17 protein-coding genes are annotated in these 20,788 nt (G+C 47.6%); 6 read left to right on the plus strand and 11 right to left on the minus strand.

Annotated elements, in window-relative coordinates:
* Window positions 1-74: 74 nt before the first annotated feature.
* On the plus strand, window positions 75-467 hold the full coding sequence (locus OM95_RS12400) for a hypothetical protein (protein ID WP_041874340.1): 393 nt from the start codon (window positions 75-77) through the stop codon (window positions 465-467).
* 89 nt (window positions 468-556) lie between these two features.
* On the opposite strand, the gene OM95_RS12405 is transcribed toward OM95_RS12400, so the two are convergent.
* On the minus strand, window positions 557-1,723 hold the full coding sequence (locus tag OM95_RS12405; RefSeq protein ID WP_041874342.1) for an acyl-CoA dehydrogenase family protein: 1,167 nt from the start codon (window positions 1,721-1,723) through the stop codon (window positions 557-559).
* Between the two features lie 131 nt (window positions 1,724-1,854).
* Between OM95_RS12405 and OM95_RS12410 the strand changes: the two genes are divergently transcribed.
* Complete coding sequence (locus OM95_RS12410; protein ID WP_041874345.1) at window positions 1,855-3,648, plus strand: 2-oxoacid:acceptor oxidoreductase subunit alpha; 1,794 nt, start codon at window positions 1,855-1,857, stop codon at window positions 3,646-3,648.
* Window positions 3,626-4,528, plus strand: a complete 903-nt coding sequence (locus OM95_RS12415) for a thiamine pyrophosphate-dependent enzyme (RefSeq protein WP_291516285.1) — start codon at window positions 3,626-3,628, stop codon at window positions 4,526-4,528. Before OM95_RS12410 ends, OM95_RS12415 begins: the two co-directional genes overlap by 23 nt.
* Window positions 4,529-4,590: 62 nt before the next feature.
* On the opposite strand, the gene OM95_RS12420 is transcribed toward OM95_RS12415, so the two are convergent.
* From OM95_RS12420 to OM95_RS12455, 8 genes are all read right to left on the minus strand, one after another.
* On the minus strand, window positions 4,591-5,019 hold the full coding sequence (locus tag OM95_RS12420; RefSeq protein WP_041874352.1) for a ferritin-like domain-containing protein: 429 nt from the start codon (window positions 5,017-5,019) through the stop codon (window positions 4,591-4,593).
* Between the two features lie 181 nt (window positions 5,020-5,200).
* The gene (locus OM95_RS12425) at window positions 5,201-6,607 is read right to left on the minus strand and encodes a sigma-54 dependent transcriptional regulator (RefSeq protein WP_041874354.1); all 1,407 of its coding nucleotides are present in this window, start codon (window positions 6,605-6,607) and stop codon (window positions 5,201-5,203) included.
* A gap of 35 nt (window positions 6,608-6,642) precedes the next feature.
* Window positions 6,643-8,220: an ATP-binding protein gene (locus OM95_RS12430; RefSeq protein WP_041874356.1), complete on the minus strand. Its 1,578-nt coding sequence runs from the start codon at window positions 8,218-8,220 to the stop codon at window positions 6,643-6,645.
* A 1-nt stretch (window position 8,221) separates the two neighbouring features.
* On the minus strand, window positions 8,222-9,439 hold the full coding sequence (locus OM95_RS12435; RefSeq protein WP_041874358.1) for a type II secretion system F family protein: 1,218 nt from the start codon (window positions 9,437-9,439) through the stop codon (window positions 8,222-8,224).
* A 1-nt stretch (window position 9,440) separates the two neighbouring features.
* On the minus strand, window positions 9,441-10,484 hold the full coding sequence (locus OM95_RS12440) for a pilT, twitching motility protein PilT (RefSeq protein ID WP_041874361.1): 1,044 nt from the start codon (window positions 10,482-10,484) through the stop codon (window positions 9,441-9,443).
* Window positions 10,484-12,187, minus strand: coding sequence for a type IV-A pilus assembly ATPase PilB (gene pilB / locus OM95_RS12445; RefSeq protein WP_041874363.1), 1,704 nt, complete (start codon window positions 12,185-12,187; stop codon window positions 10,484-10,486). Before pilB ends, OM95_RS12440 begins: the two co-directional genes overlap by 1 nt.
* 50 nt (window positions 12,188-12,237) lie before the next feature.
* Window positions 12,238-13,071: a hypothetical protein gene (locus OM95_RS12450; RefSeq protein ID WP_041874369.1), complete on the minus strand. Its 834-nt coding sequence runs from the start codon at window positions 13,069-13,071 to the stop codon at window positions 12,238-12,240.
* Window positions 13,049-13,996, minus strand: a complete 948-nt coding sequence (locus tag OM95_RS12455; RefSeq protein ID WP_041874510.1) for a bifunctional riboflavin kinase/FAD synthetase — start codon at window positions 13,994-13,996, stop codon at window positions 13,049-13,051. Before OM95_RS12455 ends, OM95_RS12450 begins: the two co-directional genes overlap by 23 nt.
* 72 nt (window positions 13,997-14,068) lie before the next feature.
* Here OM95_RS12455 and OM95_RS12460 point away from each other — a divergent pair, with 72 nt between their 5' ends.
* The gene (locus tag OM95_RS12460; RefSeq protein WP_291516287.1) at window positions 14,069-15,979 is read left to right on the plus strand and encodes a CHASE2 and HATPase_c domain-containing protein; all 1,911 of its coding nucleotides are present in this window, start codon (window positions 14,069-14,071) and stop codon (window positions 15,977-15,979) included.
* On the plus strand, window positions 15,976-17,388 hold the full coding sequence (locus OM95_RS12465) for a sigma-54 dependent transcriptional regulator (protein ID WP_041874372.1): 1,413 nt from the start codon (window positions 15,976-15,978) through the stop codon (window positions 17,386-17,388). Before OM95_RS12460 ends, OM95_RS12465 begins: the two co-directional genes overlap by 4 nt.
* Here the strand turns inward: OM95_RS12465 and OM95_RS12470 are convergent.
* Together OM95_RS12470 and OM95_RS12475 are read right to left on the minus strand one after the other, a co-directional pair.
* A complete protein-coding gene (locus OM95_RS12470; RefSeq protein WP_041874374.1) occupies window positions 17,375-18,466 on the minus strand; it encodes a glycosyltransferase family 9 protein in 1,092 nt (363 codons plus the stop codon). The two genes, OM95_RS12465 and OM95_RS12470, sit on opposite strands and share 14 nt — an antisense overlap.
* Window positions 18,369-19,385, minus strand: coding sequence for a glycosyltransferase family 9 protein (locus OM95_RS12475; protein ID WP_291516289.1), 1,017 nt, complete (start codon window positions 19,383-19,385; stop codon window positions 18,369-18,371). Before OM95_RS12475 ends, OM95_RS12470 begins: the two co-directional genes overlap by 98 nt.
* A gap of 67 nt (window positions 19,386-19,452) precedes the next feature.
* Between OM95_RS12475 and OM95_RS12480 the strand changes: the two genes are divergently transcribed.
* Window positions 19,453-20,778 (plus strand): cyclic nucleotide-binding domain-containing protein, encoded by a 1,326-nt coding sequence (locus OM95_RS12480; protein ID WP_291516290.1) that lies wholly within the window; start codon window positions 19,453-19,455, stop codon window positions 20,776-20,778.
* The last annotated feature ends 10 nt before the right edge of the window (window positions 20,779-20,788 follow it).

A 20,788-nucleotide genomic window follows, 5' to 3' on the forward strand; every position in this document is an offset into this window, starting at 1 on the left:
GGTCGTCATGACAAGATGTTAATTAAAAACGCTCGGCACTTCTCTGTTAGAACTTCTGGCACACCGGAGGTTTTATGAAATATGTTATCGCCGTCAGCGCGATTGTTTTGGCGTCCGTCACCGCGAAGGCTACAGCTCTTCCCGTCAAAAGCTGCCAAGCGGTTACCAGCACGCACATTCTGAAGTTTGAACAAGTCGGCAAAGATATCCAAGTGACTCTTGAGGATAAGGCGCTACAGCGCTATTCGGACCTCAGTAATCCAAAAGAAGGAAAATTGAAAATTTTCGGAAAACAAAAGAACATCGTTTTGATTGAAGGAAAAAACCTTCCAGACTTTATCAGTCTGCGCTATCTGCCCCGGGAACTGGCCGTGGGAATGATGATGGGGCGACCTGAGTATATTGGGGAAGAGGACCTGCTTTACTCTTACGCGGATTCATTCATCACCGCTTTGAGCTGCAAGTAAGAAGGCACGTATGAAACACAGAGTGTCTGGGGCTTTCTAAAAGACCTCCAGACACTTATTAAGAAAGCATGGACTTGCGAAGCCCGGCTTTAGCGGAATGCGGGAATGCCTGTGATATGCTGACCAATAATCAAACGATGGATGTCTTCTGTTCCTTCGTACGTATTAACACTTTCCAAGTTCAACATATGACGACCCGTCTGATATTCGTAAGTGATACCGCTGGCGCCTAAAATATCTCGCGCCATACGAGCGATCTCTAATGCTTTAGAGACATTGTTCATTTTTGCCATGGAAATATGAACCGGTTGCGCCTCGCCCTTATCTTTCAAACGTCCCACCTGCAAAGCTAATAGTTGTCCTTTGGTGATCTCGGTCAGCATGTGAACCAATTTTGCCTGAATCAACTGGAAGCTGGCGATAGGCTTATCAAACTGAATACGGGTCTGCGCGTAATTCAAAGCTTCGTCGTAACAAGCCATGGCCGCACCCAAAACGCCCCAGGAAATTCCGAAGCGGGCATGATTCAAACATGAGAACGGTCCTTTAAGTCCCTTCACGTTGAGCATCTGCGACGCTGGAACCCGACAATCTTCAAAAATCAATTCGGAAGTAACAGAAGCTTTCAGAGAAAACTTCTTTTCAATATTCCTGACCGTAAACCCCGGTAAGTCGCGATCAACGATAAAGCCGCGAATTTCGCCTTCATCGTCCTTCGCCCAAACAATCGCAACTCCTGCGAAACCACCGTTGGTGATCCACATTTTTGACCCGTTCAAGATGTAGCTATTACCGTCTTTGCGGGCCCGTGTAATCATTCCCCCAGGATTGGAACCGAAATCAGGTTCAGTCAAACCGAAGCAGCCCACCAATTCACCCTTGGCCATCTTCGGCAGGTATTTCTTTTTATGCTCTTCCGTTCCAAACGCATCAATTGGATGCATGCACAGTGCGCCTTGAACGCTGACGAAGCTGCGTAGCCCACTGTCTCCTCGCTCTAATTCCTGCATGATCAGGCCATAAGAAGTGTAGTTAATGCCCGCACAGCCATGACCTTGAATTGTCGCTCCCAAAGTCCCCAACTCTCCTAAACGTGGAATAATTTCAGTGGGGAAATGACCTTTGTCATATTGTTCGCCGATAGATGGCAGAATTTCGCGAGTCACGAAGTCCCGTATAAGGTTTCGGACCATCAACTCATCTTCAGTAAAAAGAGAATCTGTGTTTAAAAAATTGGGAGACTCAAATTTCTTCATCTTGATAACCTCGTTTCATTTCTTATATCACCGTTTTCTTTCTGCTCAAGAAACATTTAATATTCCCAGGGTGGAGACAGAAATAGTTGTGCGAAAAGATCAATCTCTTTTAATCTGGCCACGAGGTGCTTATGAGTCTCGTCAATGATTTCACAATAAAAATTGCCACGATCAACGGAACCGGAAGTCAAACTGCGAATCAAGTTTTGATGAGGTGTTTTTTCAAAATGAATATTCCCGTGGGATCGAAGAATTTCTTTCCCTCAAACATTCAGGGGATGCCCACCTGGTTTGCCATTCGCGTGAATCAACATGGCTTCACCGGAGCGAAAGAAAATTGCGATATCCTGATCAATTACAATGCGAAGACCTTGGCGCAGGATCTGCGAGAAATGTCAGACCATGGTATTTTATTTTATGATCAGGAAACGCCTTTAGATAATGTCACGCTCCCCTCATCAGCGTTCGCAATTCCGTATAAAAAAATTCTGGATGAGATGGATGTCGCGATCAAGTATCGCAAACCCGTCAGTAATATGCTTTATGTCGGAGCTGTTTCAGCCTATCTGGATATTCCCGAACAGATTTTACTTCAGACTTTAGAAAAGCATTTCAGCAAGAATGAAAATGCTTTGCGCCTGAATACAACCGCGGCGCTGAAGGGTCGCGAATATTTTAATAATACCTACTCGGACTCGCCTCGCCAGTTTAAAGTCGCAGCCGGTCCTGCGCTGCAAACTCAGGTCCTGATGGATGGCAACACCGCTTCGGCCATGGGGTTGCTGTATGGGGGGTGTTCTTTTTTAAGCTGGTATCCCATTACTCCTTCAACCTCGGTGGTTGAAACCTATCAAAGCCTGGCCAAAAAATATCGTCCGCAGAGCAGTGAGGGTTCTTCAGCCCACGTCATTGTACAAAGTGAAGACGAACTTTCTGCCATCTGTATGGTGTTGGGCGCGGGGTGGGCCGGCGCACGAGCTTTAACCGCGACGTCAGGACCGGGGCTGAGCCTTATGGCCGAAGCTGCGGGCTACGCTTATTACGCCGAAATTCCTTCGGTGATTTGGGATGTGCAACGAGCAGGACCGTCAACGGGTCTTCCGACCCGAACAGCGCAAGGGGATATCACTTTCGCCCACTTCCTTTCCCACGGCGATACCAAGCATGTCTGTCTTTTGCCGGGAACTTTGTCAGATTGTTTTGAGTTCGGCCAAGCCTGTTTTGATTTGGCAGAGCGCCTGCAAACTTTGGTCATTGTTCTTAGCGATTTGGATTTAGGAATGAATCTGTGGGTTGAAAACAAATGGTCTTACCCGGAAAAGCCTTTTGATCGCGGCAAGATTTTGACGGTGGCAGAATTAGAAAAAGGAGCTTCTTTCGATCGCTACAAAGATTGCGAAGGAGATGGCATCCCCTATCGTACATTGCCTGGAGCAAAACATGCCAAAGCAGCCTACTTCACTCGAGGCTCAGGCCACAATGAATCCGCTCAATATACTGAAAACCCCATCGCCTACACACAAGTGACAGAACGGCTGTTGAAAAAATGGGAGACGGCAAAGTCTTTAGTACCTGCGCCTCTTATCGAGAAAGCCCCAGACTCTGCGCAAGAGGGGATTTTATACTACGGCGCCTTGGATGCCGTTGTTGCAGAAATGAAGGCGTTACTGACCCCAGCGACTTCGTTAAACTCTTGTCGACTGCGTGCTCTTCCCTTCACCGCAGAAGTTCAGAAATTTCTTGAAGAGAATAAAAAAGTCTATGTCCTTGATCAAAATCGTGATGGGCAAATGTATCAGCTTTTGGCCTCGGAGTTTCCTCACCTGGCTACGAAGCTTGTGTCTCTGCGATATCACGACGGACTCCCTGTTACTGCTGAAAAACTACTAAAGGATTTTAATCATGCAAACCACGCCGCTCACTAAAAATGACTACAAAGGCAGTCCTTCCACTCTTTGCACTGGTTGTGGGCATGATCTGATTTCGACGCAAATATCTAATGCCTGTTTTCAACTGGGTATTCACCCGTTTGACGTTGCAAAAATCTCGGGCATCGGCTGTTCATCGAAACTGCCGGCCTATTTTATGTCTCAGTCTTTCGCCTTCAACTCAATGCACGGTCGTATGGCGCCTGTGGCCACGGGAGCGAAGCTCGCCAATCCTCAGCTAAAAATTCTGGGTATCAGTGGCGATGGCGACACCGCCAGCATCGGAATCGGGGGCTTCATTCACCTGATCAAGAGAAACGTCCCCATGGTTTATATCGTGGCGAACAATGGTGTTTATGGATTAACCAAGGGACAATTTTCACCCACGGCCGATCCCCATTCCCCTCGAAAAACTGGTGAGATCTTTCTTCACGACACCTTGGATCTTTGCACGCTCAGTCTGGAATTAGGATGTGGCTTTGTCGCGCGAAGTTTCGTGGGTAATCCCGCACAGTTTGCGAAGGTCTTGCAAAAAGCTTTTGAACATCCGGGGACAGCCCTGATTGATGTACTCTCTCCTTGCATCACCTTCAACAATCACAATGAGTCGACCAAAAGTTATCCTTACCTGAAGGCTCACGAAGTGCCGATGGCAGAAACCGCGCCCTTTGCCGACCCCTTGCAGGCGATCGCCGCGATTCGCGAATCTTATAGAAAAGGCGAAATCCTGACGGGCCTTTTCTATAGCCAACCGGAAGGCCCCACTTTACCAGAAAAGCTGCACAGCCCCGCCCGACCTTTAAGCGAAATGGGGGTTGATAACCTCAGACCGAATCAACAGAAGTTTGAAATGATGATGGAAGAGTATCTAGCCTAAGAGCAAAAAAAGATGGAGCGAGTGGCCTCCTCCATCTTCTTTTCAAAAAAGCTTTTGTGTTTTTAGATGTTGGTATCCAACATTTTGACGACTTCTTCGATGTGTTCTGTTTCAAGGCGAATCATGCTGCGAATCAGTTCCTCTAAAGCCACATCATCGGCACAATGTTTTAAGACTTCTTTATACTTGGCCAAGGCTTTTTGTTCGAAATCCAAACTCTCTTTGAGAATGTCCAAAACTTTGTGCGTTTTCGTTTCCGGCACAGGGCTGACTTTCAATGACGGATGGCCGCCCAAAGCGGTGATCTTTTCACCGATAGTCGAAGCATGTTGATAGCCTTCATTAGCCTGTTCATGAAACCACTTCACGATAGGAATGCGATTCGGGCCTTTAATCATCAAGGCATAGTGAAGATAGCGAACAACGCCGGAAATTTCCATTTCGATAATTTCATTGAGCAAATTGACGACTTTTTTATTTTCATTAGACATTGAGACCTCCAAACAGCTCTAAGAAGAACATCGCAGACTAACAGCCTCAAGAGAAAAGGACCGCGCCTCGCCCTAGGTCAGAACTCGCTGCACAGACAATCAAATTCTTTTATTCGCGCTCAGCTATCTTAAAAAAAAGGGGAGCTGTTTCGCTCCCCTTTTTTAATATTCACTTTAACTTCTATTCATCATCCAGTTCGTCATCACCGACAACGCCCAGATTATACTTTTCTATGCGATATCGCATGGATCGGAAGGAAATATGAAGAAGCTTGGCAGCTCTTTTCTTCACGCCGCCTGCGGCATGAATGGCTTTAACCAAAAGCTCTTTTTCAATTTGCCCCATCACCTTATCAAGATCGACACCATCATCACCGATTTCGATTTCGTTGGAAGAAGCCATCTTGCGTCCTGAAGAGGTGTTTACCATTGGTGGTAAAGATTCAGGAAGAATCGTGGCGCCGCCTTCCAAAGCGACGGTGCGTTCGATCAAATTCTCAAGTTCTCGCACGTTTCCTGGATAGTCGTACTTTTTGAGAATTTCCATGGCTTCCGAGCTGATCGCGCCAATGTTTTTTCCCAAACGCTCGTTGTACTTTTTAAGGAAGTGATTTGCGAGCAAGGGAATATCATCACGACGATCACGAAGACCCGGAGTCTTAATATTGATCACGTTCAAACGATAGAACAAATCTTGACGGAAAGTTCCCTTTTGCACCATCTCTTCAAGGTTTCTGTTGGTCGCAGCGATAATACGCACGTCGACTTTCATATCGTCGGTCGCGCCCACGCGGCGGATGACACGCTCCTGGATCGCACGAAGAAGTTTTACCTGAATCGTCAAAGGCAATTCCCCGACTTCGTCTAGAAACAAAGTTCCTGAGTCCGCGACTTCAAAAAGACCGGCTTTGTCAGACACCGCCCCTGTGAACGAACCTTTTTTATGACCAAACATCTCGGATTCCATCAGATTTTCAGGAATCGCACCGCAGTTGACGGTCACGAAGGGACGATCTTTCAATGGACCGTTGTAGTGAATGGCCTTAGCCACCACCTCTTTACCGGTTCCCGATTCCCCGGTGATCAAAACGTTTGTTGGTGTTTGCGATACACGCTTCACCATATCAAAAATCGCGTGCATGGCCTGTGAATTACCAACCATGTTTTGGAAAGAATACTCTTTAACCAATTCTTTTTTTAGTGATCTGTTTTCAACTTCTAAGTTGCGAGAGCGCAAGGCGTTCTGAATGTTCAAACGAACTTCATCAATCTTAAACGGCTTCGTCAGATAATCGTAAGCACCCATTTTCATCGCTTCCACAGCGGTTTCTGTCGTGCCGAAAGCTGTGATCAACATGAAAACCGTATCAGGATAGGATTCTTTGACGTGCTTCAAAAGCTCGATGCCCGTCACATGCGGCATCTGTAAATCCGAAATGATCATATCGAAAGTTTTTTTGGTCAGAAGGTCTTTCGCTTTTTGGCCATCCTCAGCCAAAGTCACTTCATAGCCTTCTTTCTTCAGCATGATCTCTAAAAACTCGCGAATGGATTCTTCGTCATCGACAACAAGAATTCTCGACTTCATTATACGCTCCCACGTCCTGTGTTCTAGTTATTCTCTCAGTTTGCTTTGGGAAAAGTCAAAATAAACTCAGTACCTACGCCCACTTCACTCTCGACAAAGACTTGTGCTCCATGCCCTTCCAAAATCTTATGAGTCACAGCTAGACCTAGGCCTGTGCCCTTCGGCTTCGTCGTATGGAAAGGTTCAAACATTTTCTTCTTCGTCGCTTCACTCATCCCGCAGCCGGCATCGCGAATCCGCACTTCCACTTCATTGCCTTTTGCCAGGGCCCGAACTGAAATTTTGGGCTGAGAACTTTCATTCATCGCTTGGTAAGAATTAATAATGATATTCAGAAAAGCCTGTTTCAATTTATCTCGACGTCCCAGAATCGTGAGGCCGCCATCATATTCACGGATTTGTTCAACATCCGCCCGCACTTGATTGTTGGTGCGCATCGAATCCAAAACCTCGGTTAACAAGAAAGACAGATCCACAGGATCTGTTGGCGGAGTTTCGGGTCTGGCGTAGTCCAAAAATTCGGTGATGAGGTTGTTGAGACGATCAATTTCACGCAAGACGATTTTCATCAGCTTGCGATCATCGTCATTTGTCACCGTCTGTGTCAGCATTTCGATACTTCCACTGATTCCCGCCAAAGGATTGCGAATCTCGTGCGCGATCCCTGCCGCCAATCCGCCCACGGCCGCCAGTTTTTCATTTTGGCGGGCATTGTATTCCAGTTGGCGAATTTTTGTTAAGTCATCAAAAAGAGCGATGGACAGATGCGCTTGCAGCTCAGGGCTGTAAATCCGCGACACCGTCAACCCAAGTATTTTAGGCGGCAAGTCCAAGCCAGCGGCGTACTTCACGTCTTTTTTGATTTGCGCCTGCGCCTTATCCAACTCTGGAAAAAGCTGATAGAAGTTTGTCGTCGCCACGTCGGCAAGTCCCAGAATCTGAGCAGCGGAAGAATTCGCCTTTACAATGTCGCCATTTTCCGTGAATGAAACCATTCCGGTCGGGATGTTTTCAATCAGAACTTCGTTCAGCTCTTGCGCGGATCGTAAACTTTGCCCGGTCTTCGTGAGCTCACTACCGACACTTTGCAATTGCTCGCTCAAATAGCCGGAAAGTCCCGCCACCGAAAAGAACGCGATGTTATTCAGAGCCAGAAGGAAAAAGAAGTTCAAAGCTTTCATTTCCGGAGAGAACAACGCCGCTCCCGAAAAAAAGATGCTGGTAAAAAGAGCGAGCGTCACAGCGCCAACTCCCCGACAAGCAATTCCGGCCAAAAGAATATTTACCAGGTGTAAGAACATGAAAAGAGACTGACTAATTCCCGAGTGATAGATCAGCAAAGAAATAAGTAACGAGTCGCAAACAAAGCCTAAAAATAGCAAGAGGGGTCGTTGCAGCAAGCGATCCCAGAATGAAAACCAAATTATATGCAGACCCAGCGCGACAGTCAGAATGGAATAGAACGGCCCCAGAATGGACCAGTTCACAAATCCTTCCTGCACGATACTGGAGATCACACTGATCAGAAGTATAAGAACAAAAAGACTGAGGCGGCCAAATTCCACCCACAGTCCCTGTTCCTTATTGTTCTGCAAAGCAAAACTTAAGCGCATTCTACTGAACCACGTCCGCCATATTGAAGATCGGAAGATACATCGCCACGACAAGAACAGCAATGATACCGCCCAGAACCACCATCAAAAGTGGCTCTAACAAAGAAGTCATGGCCTTCACTGCAGTTTCGACTTCATCTTCGTAGAAGTCAGCGATCTTACCCAACATAATGTCCAAAGTTCCGGATTGTTCACCAATGGAAATCATCTGTACGACCATTTCCGGAAAAGCTTTTTCTTTCCCCAGAGGAGCGGCAAAGGTGCGACCTTGAGTGACGGACTCTTTACAGCGCAACAATGACTGTTCAATGACGATGTTGCCTGCTGTTTTTGATGAAATATCGATCGCCTCAATCAAACCCACACCAGAAGAAAGAAGCGTCGAAAGTGTTCTGGTCAAACGAGCGATTGCCGATTTTTGCACAACTTCGCCGAAGACAGGGGCTTTCATCACAAAACGATCAAAGGTGTCCTTTCCTGCGTCGGTACGAATCCACTGCATAAACACAAAGGGCCCCACAACAAGGAAGACAAGATACACGTACCAGTTATTGATCATCGAGTTACTTAGGCTGACCACCATTTGCGTCAAGGCAGGCGGTTCTTTTCCTGAAGAGGCAAAGAATTCCATAAACTTTGGAATGATGAAGACCAAGATACCCGCGATCACGATCATCGCAACGACAATGATAACCATCGGATACACCAAGGCCCCTTTGACCTGGGCTTTCAGCTTTTCTGATTTTTCCATGTAACTGGCCAAACGCTGAAGAATGCTATCAAGAATACCCGCCTCTTCTCCGGCCTGAATCATGTTCACATAAAGTTTATCAAAGACATTAGGCACCTGAGCCATCGAGTCCGCCAAACGACGACCGCCTTCGATGGAGGTCTTTACTTGGGCCGAGGCTTCCTTCAAAAGTCCCGGGCGCAAGCCCTCTGAAAGAATCTTCAAAGAGTCTACAACGGGGATACCCGCATTGATCAAAGTGGCAAACTGACGAGTAAAGATCTGAAGATCCTTGCCCTTCACACGCGCGGCGAAAATGCTGGAATTTTTTCCGGCAGCAGGACGAGCGCCGCCAAACTGCACAACTCTTACGGGTAATAACTGCTGCGCGCGCAAGCGAATGATAGCTTCCTGTTGATTGGCCGCTTCAATTTCACCTTGAACAACCTGTCCCGAGGTGTTTTTTGCCTGATATTGGAATTTCGCCATCTTAGATACCTACCTTCTTCAAAAGCTGATCGAGATTGTCAGGGTCTCGAGAAACTTCAAATGCTGTTTTAAGGTCCACACGTCGGCGGATGAGATGCTGAAGCAAAGACTGATTGAGTGTGAGAATGCCGGAGTTTTCCTGTGCATGGTTCAGCAAAGACTCCAGGCCCTTGATGTCCTCGGTCTCAAGAAGATGACGAACCTGCGGTTTTAAAAGCAGAACTTCATGTGCAAAAACTTTGTCACCGGCAAGACCGCTGACCGCATATTGTCCGGCGGCAAGACTTAAGATTTCAGATAAACGAGGGGCACCGTGTTCGCCGTATTTTTCTCCTAATACGGCCAAAGAACGACGAAGAGCATTGGTCAATGAGGGCGCTTTCATCGAGTAGATCACGAACATTCCGCGTTCTGCCAAAGCGAGAGCCTCAAGCAATGATTCATCATCGGCGAATCCTTCAAAGACCACCATGTCCACACCCGCCATAAGGCTTTCGCGCTCTTCCGGCTTTCTAAATTCACCGCTGTGATAGAGATAACAGGCTTTGGCCTCTTTGACTTGCGGGAAGGCTTTGCGCGAAAAGACCACGCCCACGAAAGACTTTTCTTCGCTGAGTTTTTGTAAAATTTTATGTAGAGCCCAGACTTGCCCCGACTCTCCAGGACCTGAAAGAAGAACCAAGCCTTTCATGCGGGCGCAGCTTTCCAGCAAAGACGGCGGCAAAGCGATCTCTTGACGTCCACCATCAAGGTCCATATCTAAAACGGCCTTCATGGTCGTGTCTTGCTGAAAGAAAGAAAAACCGATGCGCACGCTTTCGAAAGAAGCTTCCCCTTGCACCACTCCCGTGGTTTCAAGAATGGCTTTTTGCTGACTGGAAAGCAGACTTTGCTGCAAAAGATTCCATTCAGTGATCAGGGCCGGCGAAGATCGCAAGCTCGTCCAGCCGGAAGACAGTCGAACCCGCGGCTCGCTGCCGACGACAAATAAAAACTCTTCAGCCTTTTTCGCTTTTGCCTGCAAAAGAAGTTCCGTGAAACTCATTATGTGTCCTTCACTGATGCATTGAGTACTTCTTCAATTGTTGTGAACCCGCGCTTGAGCTTTAACAAGGCACTTCGTCTTAAGGTTCTCATTCCCTGCTCGCGCGCCAGGTAACGAAGCTGTCCTGTTGAGGCGCCTTTTAAGATCGCCTCTTTCATCTTTTCCGTCATGTGCATAAGTTCAAAGATCGCCGTACGACCTTTGATCCCTGTGTTATTACAGTTTGCACAACCTTTTCCGCGGAAGATTTTGTAATCCCCGACTTCGGCTTGCGGCACGCCGAGATTCAAAAGTGTCTGCGCCGGAACTTCAACTGGCGCCTTACAAGATTCACAAATTTTACCAACAAGACGTTGCGCTACAATCAAGTTCACCGTCGAAGTGATGATGTAAGGTGCAACACCCATTTCCGTCAGACGAATCACCGTCGAAGGGGCGTCGTTCGTATGCAGAGTGCTGACGACCAAGTGACCGGTCGAGGCCGCTTTGAAAGCGATCTCGGCGGTTTCAAGATCACGAATCTCCCCCACCAGAACGATATCGGGGTCCTGACGCAAAAAAGATTTCAGAGCACTGGCAAAAGTCAGATCAATATCCGGATTCATCTGAACCTGATTGATCCCTTCCAAGTTGAATTCGACCGGATCTTCGGCCGTGGAAATATTCACATCAGGCTGATTCAATTCAGACAGAGCTGAATAAATCGTATTTGTTTTACCAGAGCCCGTCGGACCCGTGATCAACACCATGCCTTGAGGAAGATTGATCTGCGACTTAAACAGTTTTAAATCGTCCTCTTCAAAACCAAGCTTTGTCATATCCAACTGCAAATTGGATTTATCCAAAAGACGCAAAACAACTTTTTCACCCCAAAGAGTTGGCAGGACGCTCACACGGAAGTCCATCTCTTTCCCCTTGGAGGTGCGCACTTTCAGACGACCATCCTGAGGACGGCGCTTTTCTGCAATATCCAACTTAGACATGATCTTAATACGAGATGCGATAGCGGCGCCGGTTCCGGCGGGAGGAGCCGTTGCTTCCTGCAAGGTTCCGTCGATGCGGAAACGCACACGGTATTTTTTTTCGTAAGGCTCAAAGTGAATATCCGACACCCTTTTACGAATGGCATCTGTCAAAATAGAGTTTACGAATTTAACAATGGGGGCATCATCCATGACCCCATCCTGATCAATGACTTCGGCGGTGGGATTATTGATGCTGAACTCTTCATCGAAAGATTCAGATCCGATGACGTTCAAAGATTTCGTACTAATACTGCCGCCATAGTATTTTTCAATGCCGGAAGCGATCGCACTTTCAGTTCCGACAACCGCCTGGATGCGACAACGCGTGATAAAACGCAAATCTTCTTTAACAATGATATTGCTAGGGTCCGCAAACGCCACAACCAGCGTTGTTCCCGCTTTCTGCAAGGGAATCAGCGTGTTCTTTTCGCACACATCTTTCGGAATAAGACCAATGACGGACTGGTCGATTTCAAAGGTATTTACTTCAACACCGGGAACGGCAAAATGTTTTTCCAAAGCACGAAGGATTTGATTTTCCTTAAGGAATCCCAACTGAATGATGGCCGCCGTCAGCTTATGTCCTGATTTTTTTTGCTCTTCGATCGCAAGAGATAACTGGTCCGCACGCAGCAGACCCTGCTTAACTAAGATTTCACCGATTTTGAGTGAAGACATATGGCTCCTGTCACTAGACTTACTTTAATACAGGGTGCCATTTTTTGTAACTAGACCGAGGAAGAGTTTTCTTTCAAAAACTCATTCCAGATCCCACGAATTTCCTCATTTGAAATATCATCGCCGAAACCAATTCGTTGAAACCACAAACGCGTGTAAGCCTCGGCCACCAAAACTGGATGAAGGACTTTTAAGTCCGCTCTTTCCGCCTCTTCCAATAAAAGATTCTCAACGGGAAAAAGATTTAAATCCAAAGCATAACCGGCGCGCTTCATAAAATTGAAATAGGAAAGATCCGTGAGCAGACTTTTGTTATCGCGAAGATCCATGGTGTTGATCACGATCCCCGCGCTGACCGCCTGCAATGTCAGATCTTCGGGATTCAGAATATGAAATCGAATGCCCAATTGCTGTCGGGATAAAATCTGTCTTTGCGGTTCTAAGACGCCAGGATCTCCCACCAGATAGATTTCCGAAATCCCCATTTCAGCCAGAACACCCGCGGCAACACGAGACTCTTTGCCCTCGCCAACAACAAAGGCCGGCGCCCGAATATCCAAATCCCGCGCTTCCTGAACTAGAACCGTACGGATCGACTCGTGCAAAAGAAGTCGTGGATACCAACCGCCTTCCTCAGGAAAAAAAGAATCCAAAACCTGTGAGGTTCTGACCTGAGTTGGTAAAACCCGCAATTGGGACAAAATCTCTTCAGAGAGTGCCGGGGCGATTTTAACGGCAGAGGCTCCTTGCATGATCTCGAAAGAAAAGACTGCATGATGTTCAACGATCCAGCTCAAGGATTTCTTCCTGGAGAAAAACTCCAGATACTTCGCCATAGAACTGAGCCCCTCGGGACGCACATCAACGAACTTCAGGGTGCTCATCGAAATACCTGCGCGTTTCGGCCATGTCTTTTTGAATCTGGGCCTTTAATTCTTCAATTCCTGAGAACTTCATCTCATCGCGAATGAAATGCAGAAGATAAACCTCGACCTCTGTCCCGTAAAGATGGGCATCGAAATCAAAAAGATGAGTTTCAATTTTTATGGGTCCTTTGCCACTTTCGTGAAATGTGGGATTGACACCGATATTAGTGACGGAGGGATGAAGATGATTGCCGATCTTTGTGAGCGTGCAATACACGCCTTGCCGTGGAATGAACTCGACATCGGGATGAATATTGGCTGTAGGAACGCCAATAGTGCGTCCACGCTGAAATCCTTTTTCCACATGCCCGCGAACATAGTAAGTTCGGCCCAAAAGTTCGTTGGCTTTTTCGACTTCGCCGCTCTTCAGTTTTTCCCGGATGCGGGTCGAAGAGACCACGGCGCCCTGATATTGAAATGGCGGAATGATTATCAGTCGAATGCCCTTTTCCGCGCAGAATTTTTCCAGGAAGGGAATATTTCCGGCACGATCGGCACCGAATGAAAAATCATGGCCGACCACCAAAGTTTTAGGGTGAAGATTGGCCACGATGTATTTTTCCAAAAACTCTTGCGGAGAAACCTTCGCAAAGTCCTTCGTAAACTCTTCAATAATCACGTATTCAACACTGCGTTTTTGAAACTGCTCCTGCTGATCCTGCAAATCAAAAAGGCGGTACGTCGCCCGCTCGGGACGCAGAACTTTTACAGGGTGTGGGTGGAAGGTGTACACCACCGATGGCACGCCAAAATATTGAGCTTCGCGAACCACATTTTCTATCAGCTGTTGGTGACCTAAATGAACCCCATCAAAGTTCCCTATAGTGATTACGGAGGCCTCTAGGGGGGAGTTCAACTGTTTAACGCCTTGAAGGATATGCATATTTTTCAATATACCTCTTTCTGTGCTCGGCGGTAAGTGCTTTTAATAGTTGAATTTTCTAATAAATTTGCTATGTTGCGACGCGTGCAAAACCCCTCTAATCAAGATCCAACTCCGGCGAAGCTGGGGTTGAGAGAAATCAAAGTCCGTCTCGAAGTCCTGCTTCGATTCTTTTCCCGTCGCCGCGGATTTTGGCTCCGTTGTATTTTGTGTTGGAGCATCGGGTGCCTAGCCCTTTCCAATGATGAAATCACTTCTTACGATCAGCGCTTTCAACTGCGCGGCGATCAACGAGCCTCCCAACAGATCGTTCTGATCACCATTCGCCAATCTGACTTCGCGACGATTTACGACAGCAGGACCAACTTCCTGGACAACATGTCTGAAGTCACCGACATCACGGACAGCTTTTTCTGGAACAAACCGGTGTGGAATGAATTGCTTTTAAAAATTCTGCGCCAGAATCCTCGTTCCGTCGGGGTCACTTTGTATTTCGGCGACAATATCGGGACGGTCCGTTTGTCTCAGGAAGAACAACGTTTATTTCTGGATAAACGCGTGGTGTGGGCTTCGACCACAAACAGCTTAGAGCGAGTCCTGACACCGGCCTTTGCCAACCGCGACCATGACAACCTTGGTAATAACGAAGTTCGCCGTGACGAAGACGGTGTGGTCCGCCGCGTGTTTCCGCAAAGAGCAGAACTGCCCCACCTGGTGGAACGCCTGACAGGCAAGAAATTTCCTACAACTTTGGCAGGTCTTCCCATCAACTACGCTGGTTCCAGCCGCGTTTTCACTCAGTACACCTTGAGCGAAATCATGTACGACGAAATTCCTGCGAACGCCTTTTCCGATAAGATCGTCCTGATCGGGGCCGAAACGTCGGCGGCCCCGGTTTACATGACACCTGTGGGGACCTTGTCACGCTCAGAGATTCTGGCGCACGTGACGGACACAGTTTTGGGAAACAAGTGGATCCAGCGTCTTTCGTTCTGGTGGTATGCTGCCGGATTTTTCATTCTGATGATGATGGCGGTCTTCCTTATCACGACGTATCCGCAATCAGTCGCGCTGTTTTGCATTCTTTGGATCGGCACTTTGCTGGCCGCCTTGTCGGCTTGGGTTTTCGATAGTTTCTATTTCTGGTCCCCTGCCTTTTCGCCGTTTGTACTTTTAGGCGCCTGCTGGATCATTTTTATCGGCTATCAGGCGACAAAAATCGAAAAGAAGAACTTCCGGTTGCAACAAGAACAGCAGTACATGCAGGAATTAGAACAGCTTAAAAACAACTTCGTCAGTTTGATCTCCCACGATCTCAAAACACCGATCGCAAAAATTCAGGCCATCGTGGATCGTTTGCTGACTCAAAATGCGGACACGGAATTGGGCCAAGACCTGCGCTCTTTGCGCGTTTATGGAGACGAACTAAACCGCTATATTCAATCCATTCTGAAGGTTTTGCGTGTCGAATCCCGCGACTTTAAAATTCACACCGAAGTCGGTGATATCAACGAAGTGATTGAGGAAGCGCTGCAAACCTTGCGTCCTTTGGCGCGGGAAAAGAACATTCAAATCCACACGGCCCTGGAACCTATGTTCTCTTTGGAGTTTGACTTGACGTTGATCAAAGAGGTGATCATCAACCTGGTGGAAAATGCCATCAAATACACACCTCGTGATGGCCAAATCGAAGTGATCTCTCTGGAGGCCGATGACATGGTTCACGTCATTGTCAAAGACACCGGGGAAGGTATCAAACCCGAAGACATGGACAAAGTATGGCGTAAGTTCACTCGCGGTAGCGACCAGGATCTTCGCACCAAAGGAACAGGTTTAGGACTTTACTTAGTAAAATACTTTATTGAACTGCATGGCGGGAAAGTAAAAATGGAAAGCACCGTGGGCCAAGGCACGACGGTCTCTTTCACTTTACCGCTGGATTCTGAAATCGTAGTAGAAAATGAAACTGAGGTGATCGCATGACAAATAAACTCCACACCCTGATTGTAGACGATGAAGCTGAGTTGCGCCGCTCTGTCATTTCAATTCTGAAATCGACGATGCCGGAAATTGACTTCACTATTGACGAAGCATCCACCGGAAAAGAAGCCTTGGATAAAGTGAAACAACAGCAGTGGGACCTGGTGCTCATGGACGTCAAGATGCCAGAGATGAACGGCATCGAAGCGCTCACGGCCATCAAAGAACATGACCCGCGCACGTTCGTCGTTCTGATGACGGCGCATTCGAATCTTCATGATGCGGTCTTGGCCATCAAAGAGGGCGCCTACGACTACGTGGAAAAGCCCGTCAATCCGCAATTGCTGACTGAAATCGTCCGCAAAAGTCAGGAAGCGCGCGACCTGGTTTCAAGCCTTGCCCTGTCCAATCCGGTCTTTGATGACGATATCGAAAGTGAATTTGTCGGTGGCTCTTCCAAGATGAAAGAGGTCTTTAATTTAATCTATCGTCTTTGCAAAGTGGACACGACGGTGCTCGTGCGTGGCGAAAATGGTACGGGGAAGGAACTGGTGGCCAAGGCCATTCACTTCAACTCCCCTCGTAAATCGGGAAGTTTTGTCGCGATCAACTGCGGCGCTATTCCCGAAAGCCTGATGGAAAGCGAACTTTTCGGTCATGAAAAAGGTGCTTTCACAGGCGCGGTGGAAAGAAAAATCGGCAAATTCCAAATGGCCAACAACGGCACCCTGTTCCTGGATGAAATTGGCGAGTTGCGTCCCGATATGCAGGTTAAACTTTTGCGGGTTCTTCAGGAACGTAAGTTTACCCCCGTGGGCGGAACCCGCGAAGTGAAGACCACCACTCGCATTATCGCTGCCACCAATCGCAACTTGGAAAAGATGATGGAAGAAGGCACGTTCCGGGAAGATTTGTTCTATCGCCTGAACGTGATGCCGATCTTTCTGCCGCCTTTGCGTGAACGTATTGACGACATCGAAGCCTTAACCCAAAACTTTATTAAGAAGTTTTCAAAACAGCACGGTCGCACCATTCACGGCGTGACTGACGACGTTTTGTCTCTGTTAAAAGCGTATCGCTGGCCCGGCAATATCCGCGAGTTGGAAAACGTGATTGAGCGCGCCTTTATCGTTGAGAATTCCAACGAGATCACTGTGGACTCTTTACCGGAGTCGTTGAAGCTGGCTCCTAAAGAGAGTTCGGACAAAACGGCGAGCGTGGGTTATTCCGGTCCGCTGGATTTTGATGCCTTCAAAGAAGAGATGGAAAAAGAGTTTATCGTCAGTGCTTTGAAAGCCAACAACGGTCGCATCAATCAGACCGTGGCCCAGGCTAATATTCCTAAGAACACTTTGCTGCGCAAGATTCGTAAGTACGGTATCAATGTGAAGGATTACACTAACGAAGAATAAAGCCTGCCGTGCGCAGGACTTCTTCAGCGGAAATATTCTTCATGCAGACATGAGTGCCGATCGGACAGACCTTGTGGCCATGTTTTCCACAAGGTCGGCACTTAAGCCCTTCCGTTTGCACAACATAGCTATCCGCAGACCAGGGACGGAAACCAAATTCGAGAATGGTCGGCCCAAAAACTGCGATCAATGGTGTTTCACACACCGCCGCCAAATGAGTCGAAGCACTGTCGTTACCAATGACCAAGGCCGCCCGTGCAATTAATTGCGCAGACTCAATAATCTTGGTTTTTCCTGCCAATGATTGTGACTCCGGAATCGCCTTAGCGACTTTTTCAGCCAGTTCTTCTTCACCGGGGCCGCCCATAACAAACACTTTGTAGCCTTTTTGTTGAAGCGCTTTCCCCGCGTTGATAAAACCTTCCTCGGTCCAACGCTTGGTCGCCCACACACTGCCCGGGAAAAGCAGAACCGCTTTGCCTTCGTCAAATCCGCGAAGATCAAAGCGCTCTTGCAAAGACTGATAGATCTGCGAGAGCTCGAGAATCTGGTGACGCAAACTCATCGATGCCCACTTCGGCGGAGCTGAAAGTTTGCCATGTTCACCGGGAGCGTATGGCTGAGCCTGTGCGGAATAAGCCGTCAGGTCTTTGGCAAGCTGAGCATCTTCGGGTGCCAACAAACTTAATTGCCTTAGAGCATCGGGAAGTTGCAGATTTTTTTGTGTGCGCTTGGAATAGACCAAAAAATTCCAAGATTTTTGAAAACTGATTTTGTGTTTTGCTTTGATTTTGGCGTTAAAGAAAGCCGTTCTTAAAGATTCGTGGGGTGAAATCAGATTATCCACTTCCACGTAGCGAAGATGCTCGACGATCTTTGCGTAAGAGTCCGCATTGCCTTTTTCAATTTCAAAAACCTGGTCAACAAGATGAGTTTTAAGAAAGAAGTCTCCGAAGCCTTTGCGACAAACTAGAGCCAGCTTATGCTGGGGCCATTGGTCCCGGCACTTTTTCAGGAGCGGGATGGAGAGCAGAAGATCTCCCAAAAAGGCTGTTTGCACGACAAGATTCAAGGGCATTCACTATTTCCTCTAAAGACACCTGATCGTAGCACATAATGCTTTTTTCACAAGTCCTCTTCCAACAGGGGCTACAGGGACTCTTCGTCAGAACGTGAACTCCCCGATCGTAGAGGTCTATTTCGTGAGCACAAGTCGGACCAAACCATGCGATCACCTGCTTTTTCTGAGCAATGGCCATGTGCATTCCCAAGCTGTCGCCGGTGACGACGATGTCGCAGGCCGCAACACTGATAAGTCCATCGCGCAGACCTGATTCCGTTGCCGTCGAAATTACGTCCAAACCTTCCGAGATCAGCTTATTTCTTTGCGTGTCTTCAGGCCCGCCTAAAAGAACGACTTCTGCTTCTGGAAAATCCAGGAAGATACGCTTTATCAAATCGCGATGATATTCGACGCTGAGCTTTTTGTAAGCAATCACGTCGCTGCACCCGGTGTTCAATCCGATCACATATTTCTTTTGTTTCCTAGACAGAAACTCTTCTTTTCTTTGCAGACAAAGACGTTCTTCCGCGGCGGTCAAGGGCAACCAGTAGTCGTCTCTTTGGTAAGCACCCAATTCCAGTGCTTCGATCATCAACTGTGTTTCAGGCTTTTTATTCACAAAAAATTTTTTATGATTATTCAGACCTAATTCCCAAAGCTCTTGCGCCGCTGGTGTTGCGGGAACAATAGCGCCATTTCTGCCCTGCACGGTGAAGCCAAAGACTTGATCTGCGTGAGTTCTGTTAAGGACTCCCGTGGCTTTCAAGGATTTGTCGATCACAAAAGCGACATCAAACTCCAACGCGCTCAACTGAAGAAGATCCGCTTCATTAGTAGTCAACACCCGGTCAATCGCCGGGTGATTCTTCAATAAATGATGAGCCGGGGCATCTGTCACCCAGGTAATCATGGCCGCGGGATACTTGCGTTTCATTGCCCTCAATAAAGACGTACTGCGCACAACCGCGCCCAAGGCCCCCAGATGGACAATAAGAAGCGAAATGCGAGGGATCTCAAAAGCGGGACAAGTGCGATCGCAGGAAGAATTCTTTGCGCAAGGCTTGTATCCCGAAAAATGTCGGCAGTCAGTCATGGCCATGCTTTATTGTACGATGAAGTTTCACATCGACTCGAGTCTGAATCCTCTTTCAAGACCTAAGTTCGGTAAGTTAAAAGCTGTTTTTATCCGATACGAATCCTGCATGAAACTTGAAAAAGAACTGGTCCAGTTAAAACCTCTACAGCTTTCGCCCACCAAGGACGGAGGCACGCTGACCGTCTTAGAAACACGACGAAGTTTTCAACTTCATTCCCTGCACTATTCGTATGTAGACGTCTTGCGTAACGCTGGTTCGATAGAAGGTTTGATTCAGTTTTTCCTGGGCCAAGGGTGGCTCGTCAGCTTTAGAGAATTGTACACCCTTCTGCAATTTTTGATTCAAGAGAATATCTTGCTGAATGAATCCTTTAAGACCTATTTTGCAGAGCTGAATCCTAAAGAAGTGCGCTTTCAAACGAGTGCAGTGAGCCCTGGCTCCCCGGTGTCTTTGCAGGCCTCCGAACTGCCTTTCTTTCGTTCTTTGGATACACAGCTCGCCCAATTTCTGCTGCAAAAGGCCGAGCGTTTTCGCGTGCCCGCCAATACTCGCATCACCCAAGCTGGCAACACTGATCGTGACCTCTACATTCTTTTAAAGGGCCAAGCGGCCATTTACCGAGTGTTAGATGAAAAACGTCGGCAACTGGTCGCCTCGTTGAGCGAAGGCTCGCTGTTTGGTGAACGAAGTTTTTTACTAAATCAGCCCCGCACGGCGGATGCGATAACGACAAAAGAGTGCGAACTTCTGCGGGTTCGTCATTTGCCCGAATTTGATCAGTTGATCAAAACAGACAAAGCGCAAAGTCTGCAACATCGTTTTTGGGTCTTACAAGCCCTGTCGTCCTCGCCCTTTTTTAAAGACCTTCCGAATGAAAGTTTGGATAGTTTGATCTTTTCAGGTCAGTTAAAACAGGCCCCGGCCCATCAGATTATTTTTCAAGAAGGCCAGCCGGGAAACACCTGCTACATCTTGGTTCAGGGTAATGTCGTGATCAGCCAACGCGGAAAAAATATCAATGTCCTGGGACAAGGTTCGTGTTTTGGCGAAATTTCGTTACTGATGAGTGGCGGCCTAAGAACGGCCACGGTCACCACGCAGCAGGATTCCGTTTTTCTTGAAATCCATCAGCAGAATTTCTATCGGGTTCTTTCGCAGAATCTTTTCCTGGCCAAAGAAATCGAAACGCTGGCACACCAGCGTTTGCAAAACGATGCGCAACGGAAGTAGCTTTAAAAGC

The sequence above is a fragment of the Bdellovibrio sp. ArHS genome, from assembly GCF_000786105.1.
GTDB lineage: Bacteria > Bdellovibrionota > Bdellovibrionia > Bdellovibrionales > Bdellovibrionaceae > Bdellovibrio.

Bases quoted from the DNA above. Each gene is read 5' to 3' on its own strand.
- OM95_RS12455 (WP_041874510.1), bottom strand. From the start codon at position 13,996: ATGCATATCCTTCAAGGCGTTAAACAGTTGAACTCCCCCCTAGAGGCC.
- OM95_RS12435 (WP_041874358.1), bottom strand. From the start codon at position 9,439: ATGGCGAAATTCCAATATCAGGCAAAAAACACCTCGGGACAGGTTGTT.
- OM95_RS12440 (WP_041874361.1), bottom strand. From the start codon at position 10,484: ATGAGTTTCACGGAACTTCTTTTGCAGGCAAAAGCGAAAAAGGCTGAA.
- OM95_RS12415 (WP_291516285.1), top strand. From the start codon at position 3,626: ATGCAAACCACGCCGCTCACTAAAAATGACTACAAAGGCAGTCCTTCC.
- OM95_RS12410 (WP_041874345.1), top strand. From the start codon at position 1,855: ATGAGTCTCGTCAATGATTTCACAATAAAAATTGCCACGATCAACGGA.
- OM95_RS12400 (WP_041874340.1), top strand. From the start codon at position 75: ATGAAATATGTTATCGCCGTCAGCGCGATTGTTTTGGCGTCCGTCACC.
- OM95_RS12475 (WP_291516289.1), bottom strand. From the start codon at position 19,385: ATGAAACGCAAGTATCCCGCGGCCATGATTACCTGGGTGACAGATGCC.
- OM95_RS12430 (WP_041874356.1), bottom strand. From the start codon at position 8,220: ATGCGCTTAAGTTTTGCTTTGCAGAACAATAAGGAACAGGGACTGTGG.
- OM95_RS12405 (WP_041874342.1), bottom strand. From the start codon at position 1,723: ATGAAGAAATTTGAGTCTCCCAATTTTTTAAACACAGATTCTCTTTTT.
- OM95_RS12465 (WP_041874372.1), top strand. From the start codon at position 15,976: ATGACAAATAAACTCCACACCCTGATTGTAGACGATGAAGCTGAGTTG.
- pilB (WP_041874363.1), bottom strand. From the start codon at position 12,187: ATGTCTTCACTCAAAATCGGTGAAATCTTAGTTAAGCAGGGTCTGCTG.
- OM95_RS12460 (WP_291516287.1), top strand. From the start codon at position 14,069: ATGTTGCGACGCGTGCAAAACCCCTCTAATCAAGATCCAACTCCGGCG.
- OM95_RS12420 (WP_041874352.1), bottom strand. From the start codon at position 5,019: ATGTCTAATGAAAATAAAAAAGTCGTCAATTTGCTCAATGAAATTATC.
- OM95_RS12450 (WP_041874369.1), bottom strand. From the start codon at position 13,071: ATGAGCACCCTGAAGTTCGTTGATGTGCGTCCCGAGGGGCTCAGTTCT.
- OM95_RS12470 (WP_041874374.1), bottom strand. From the start codon at position 18,466: ATGCCCTTGAATCTTGTCGTGCAAACAGCCTTTTTGGGAGATCTTCTG.
- OM95_RS12425 (WP_041874354.1), bottom strand. From the start codon at position 6,607: ATGAAGTCGAGAATTCTTGTTGTCGATGACGAAGAATCCATTCGCGAG.
- OM95_RS12480 (WP_291516290.1), top strand. From the start codon at position 19,453: ATGCGAGGGATCTCAAAAGCGGGACAAGTGCGATCGCAGGAAGAATTC.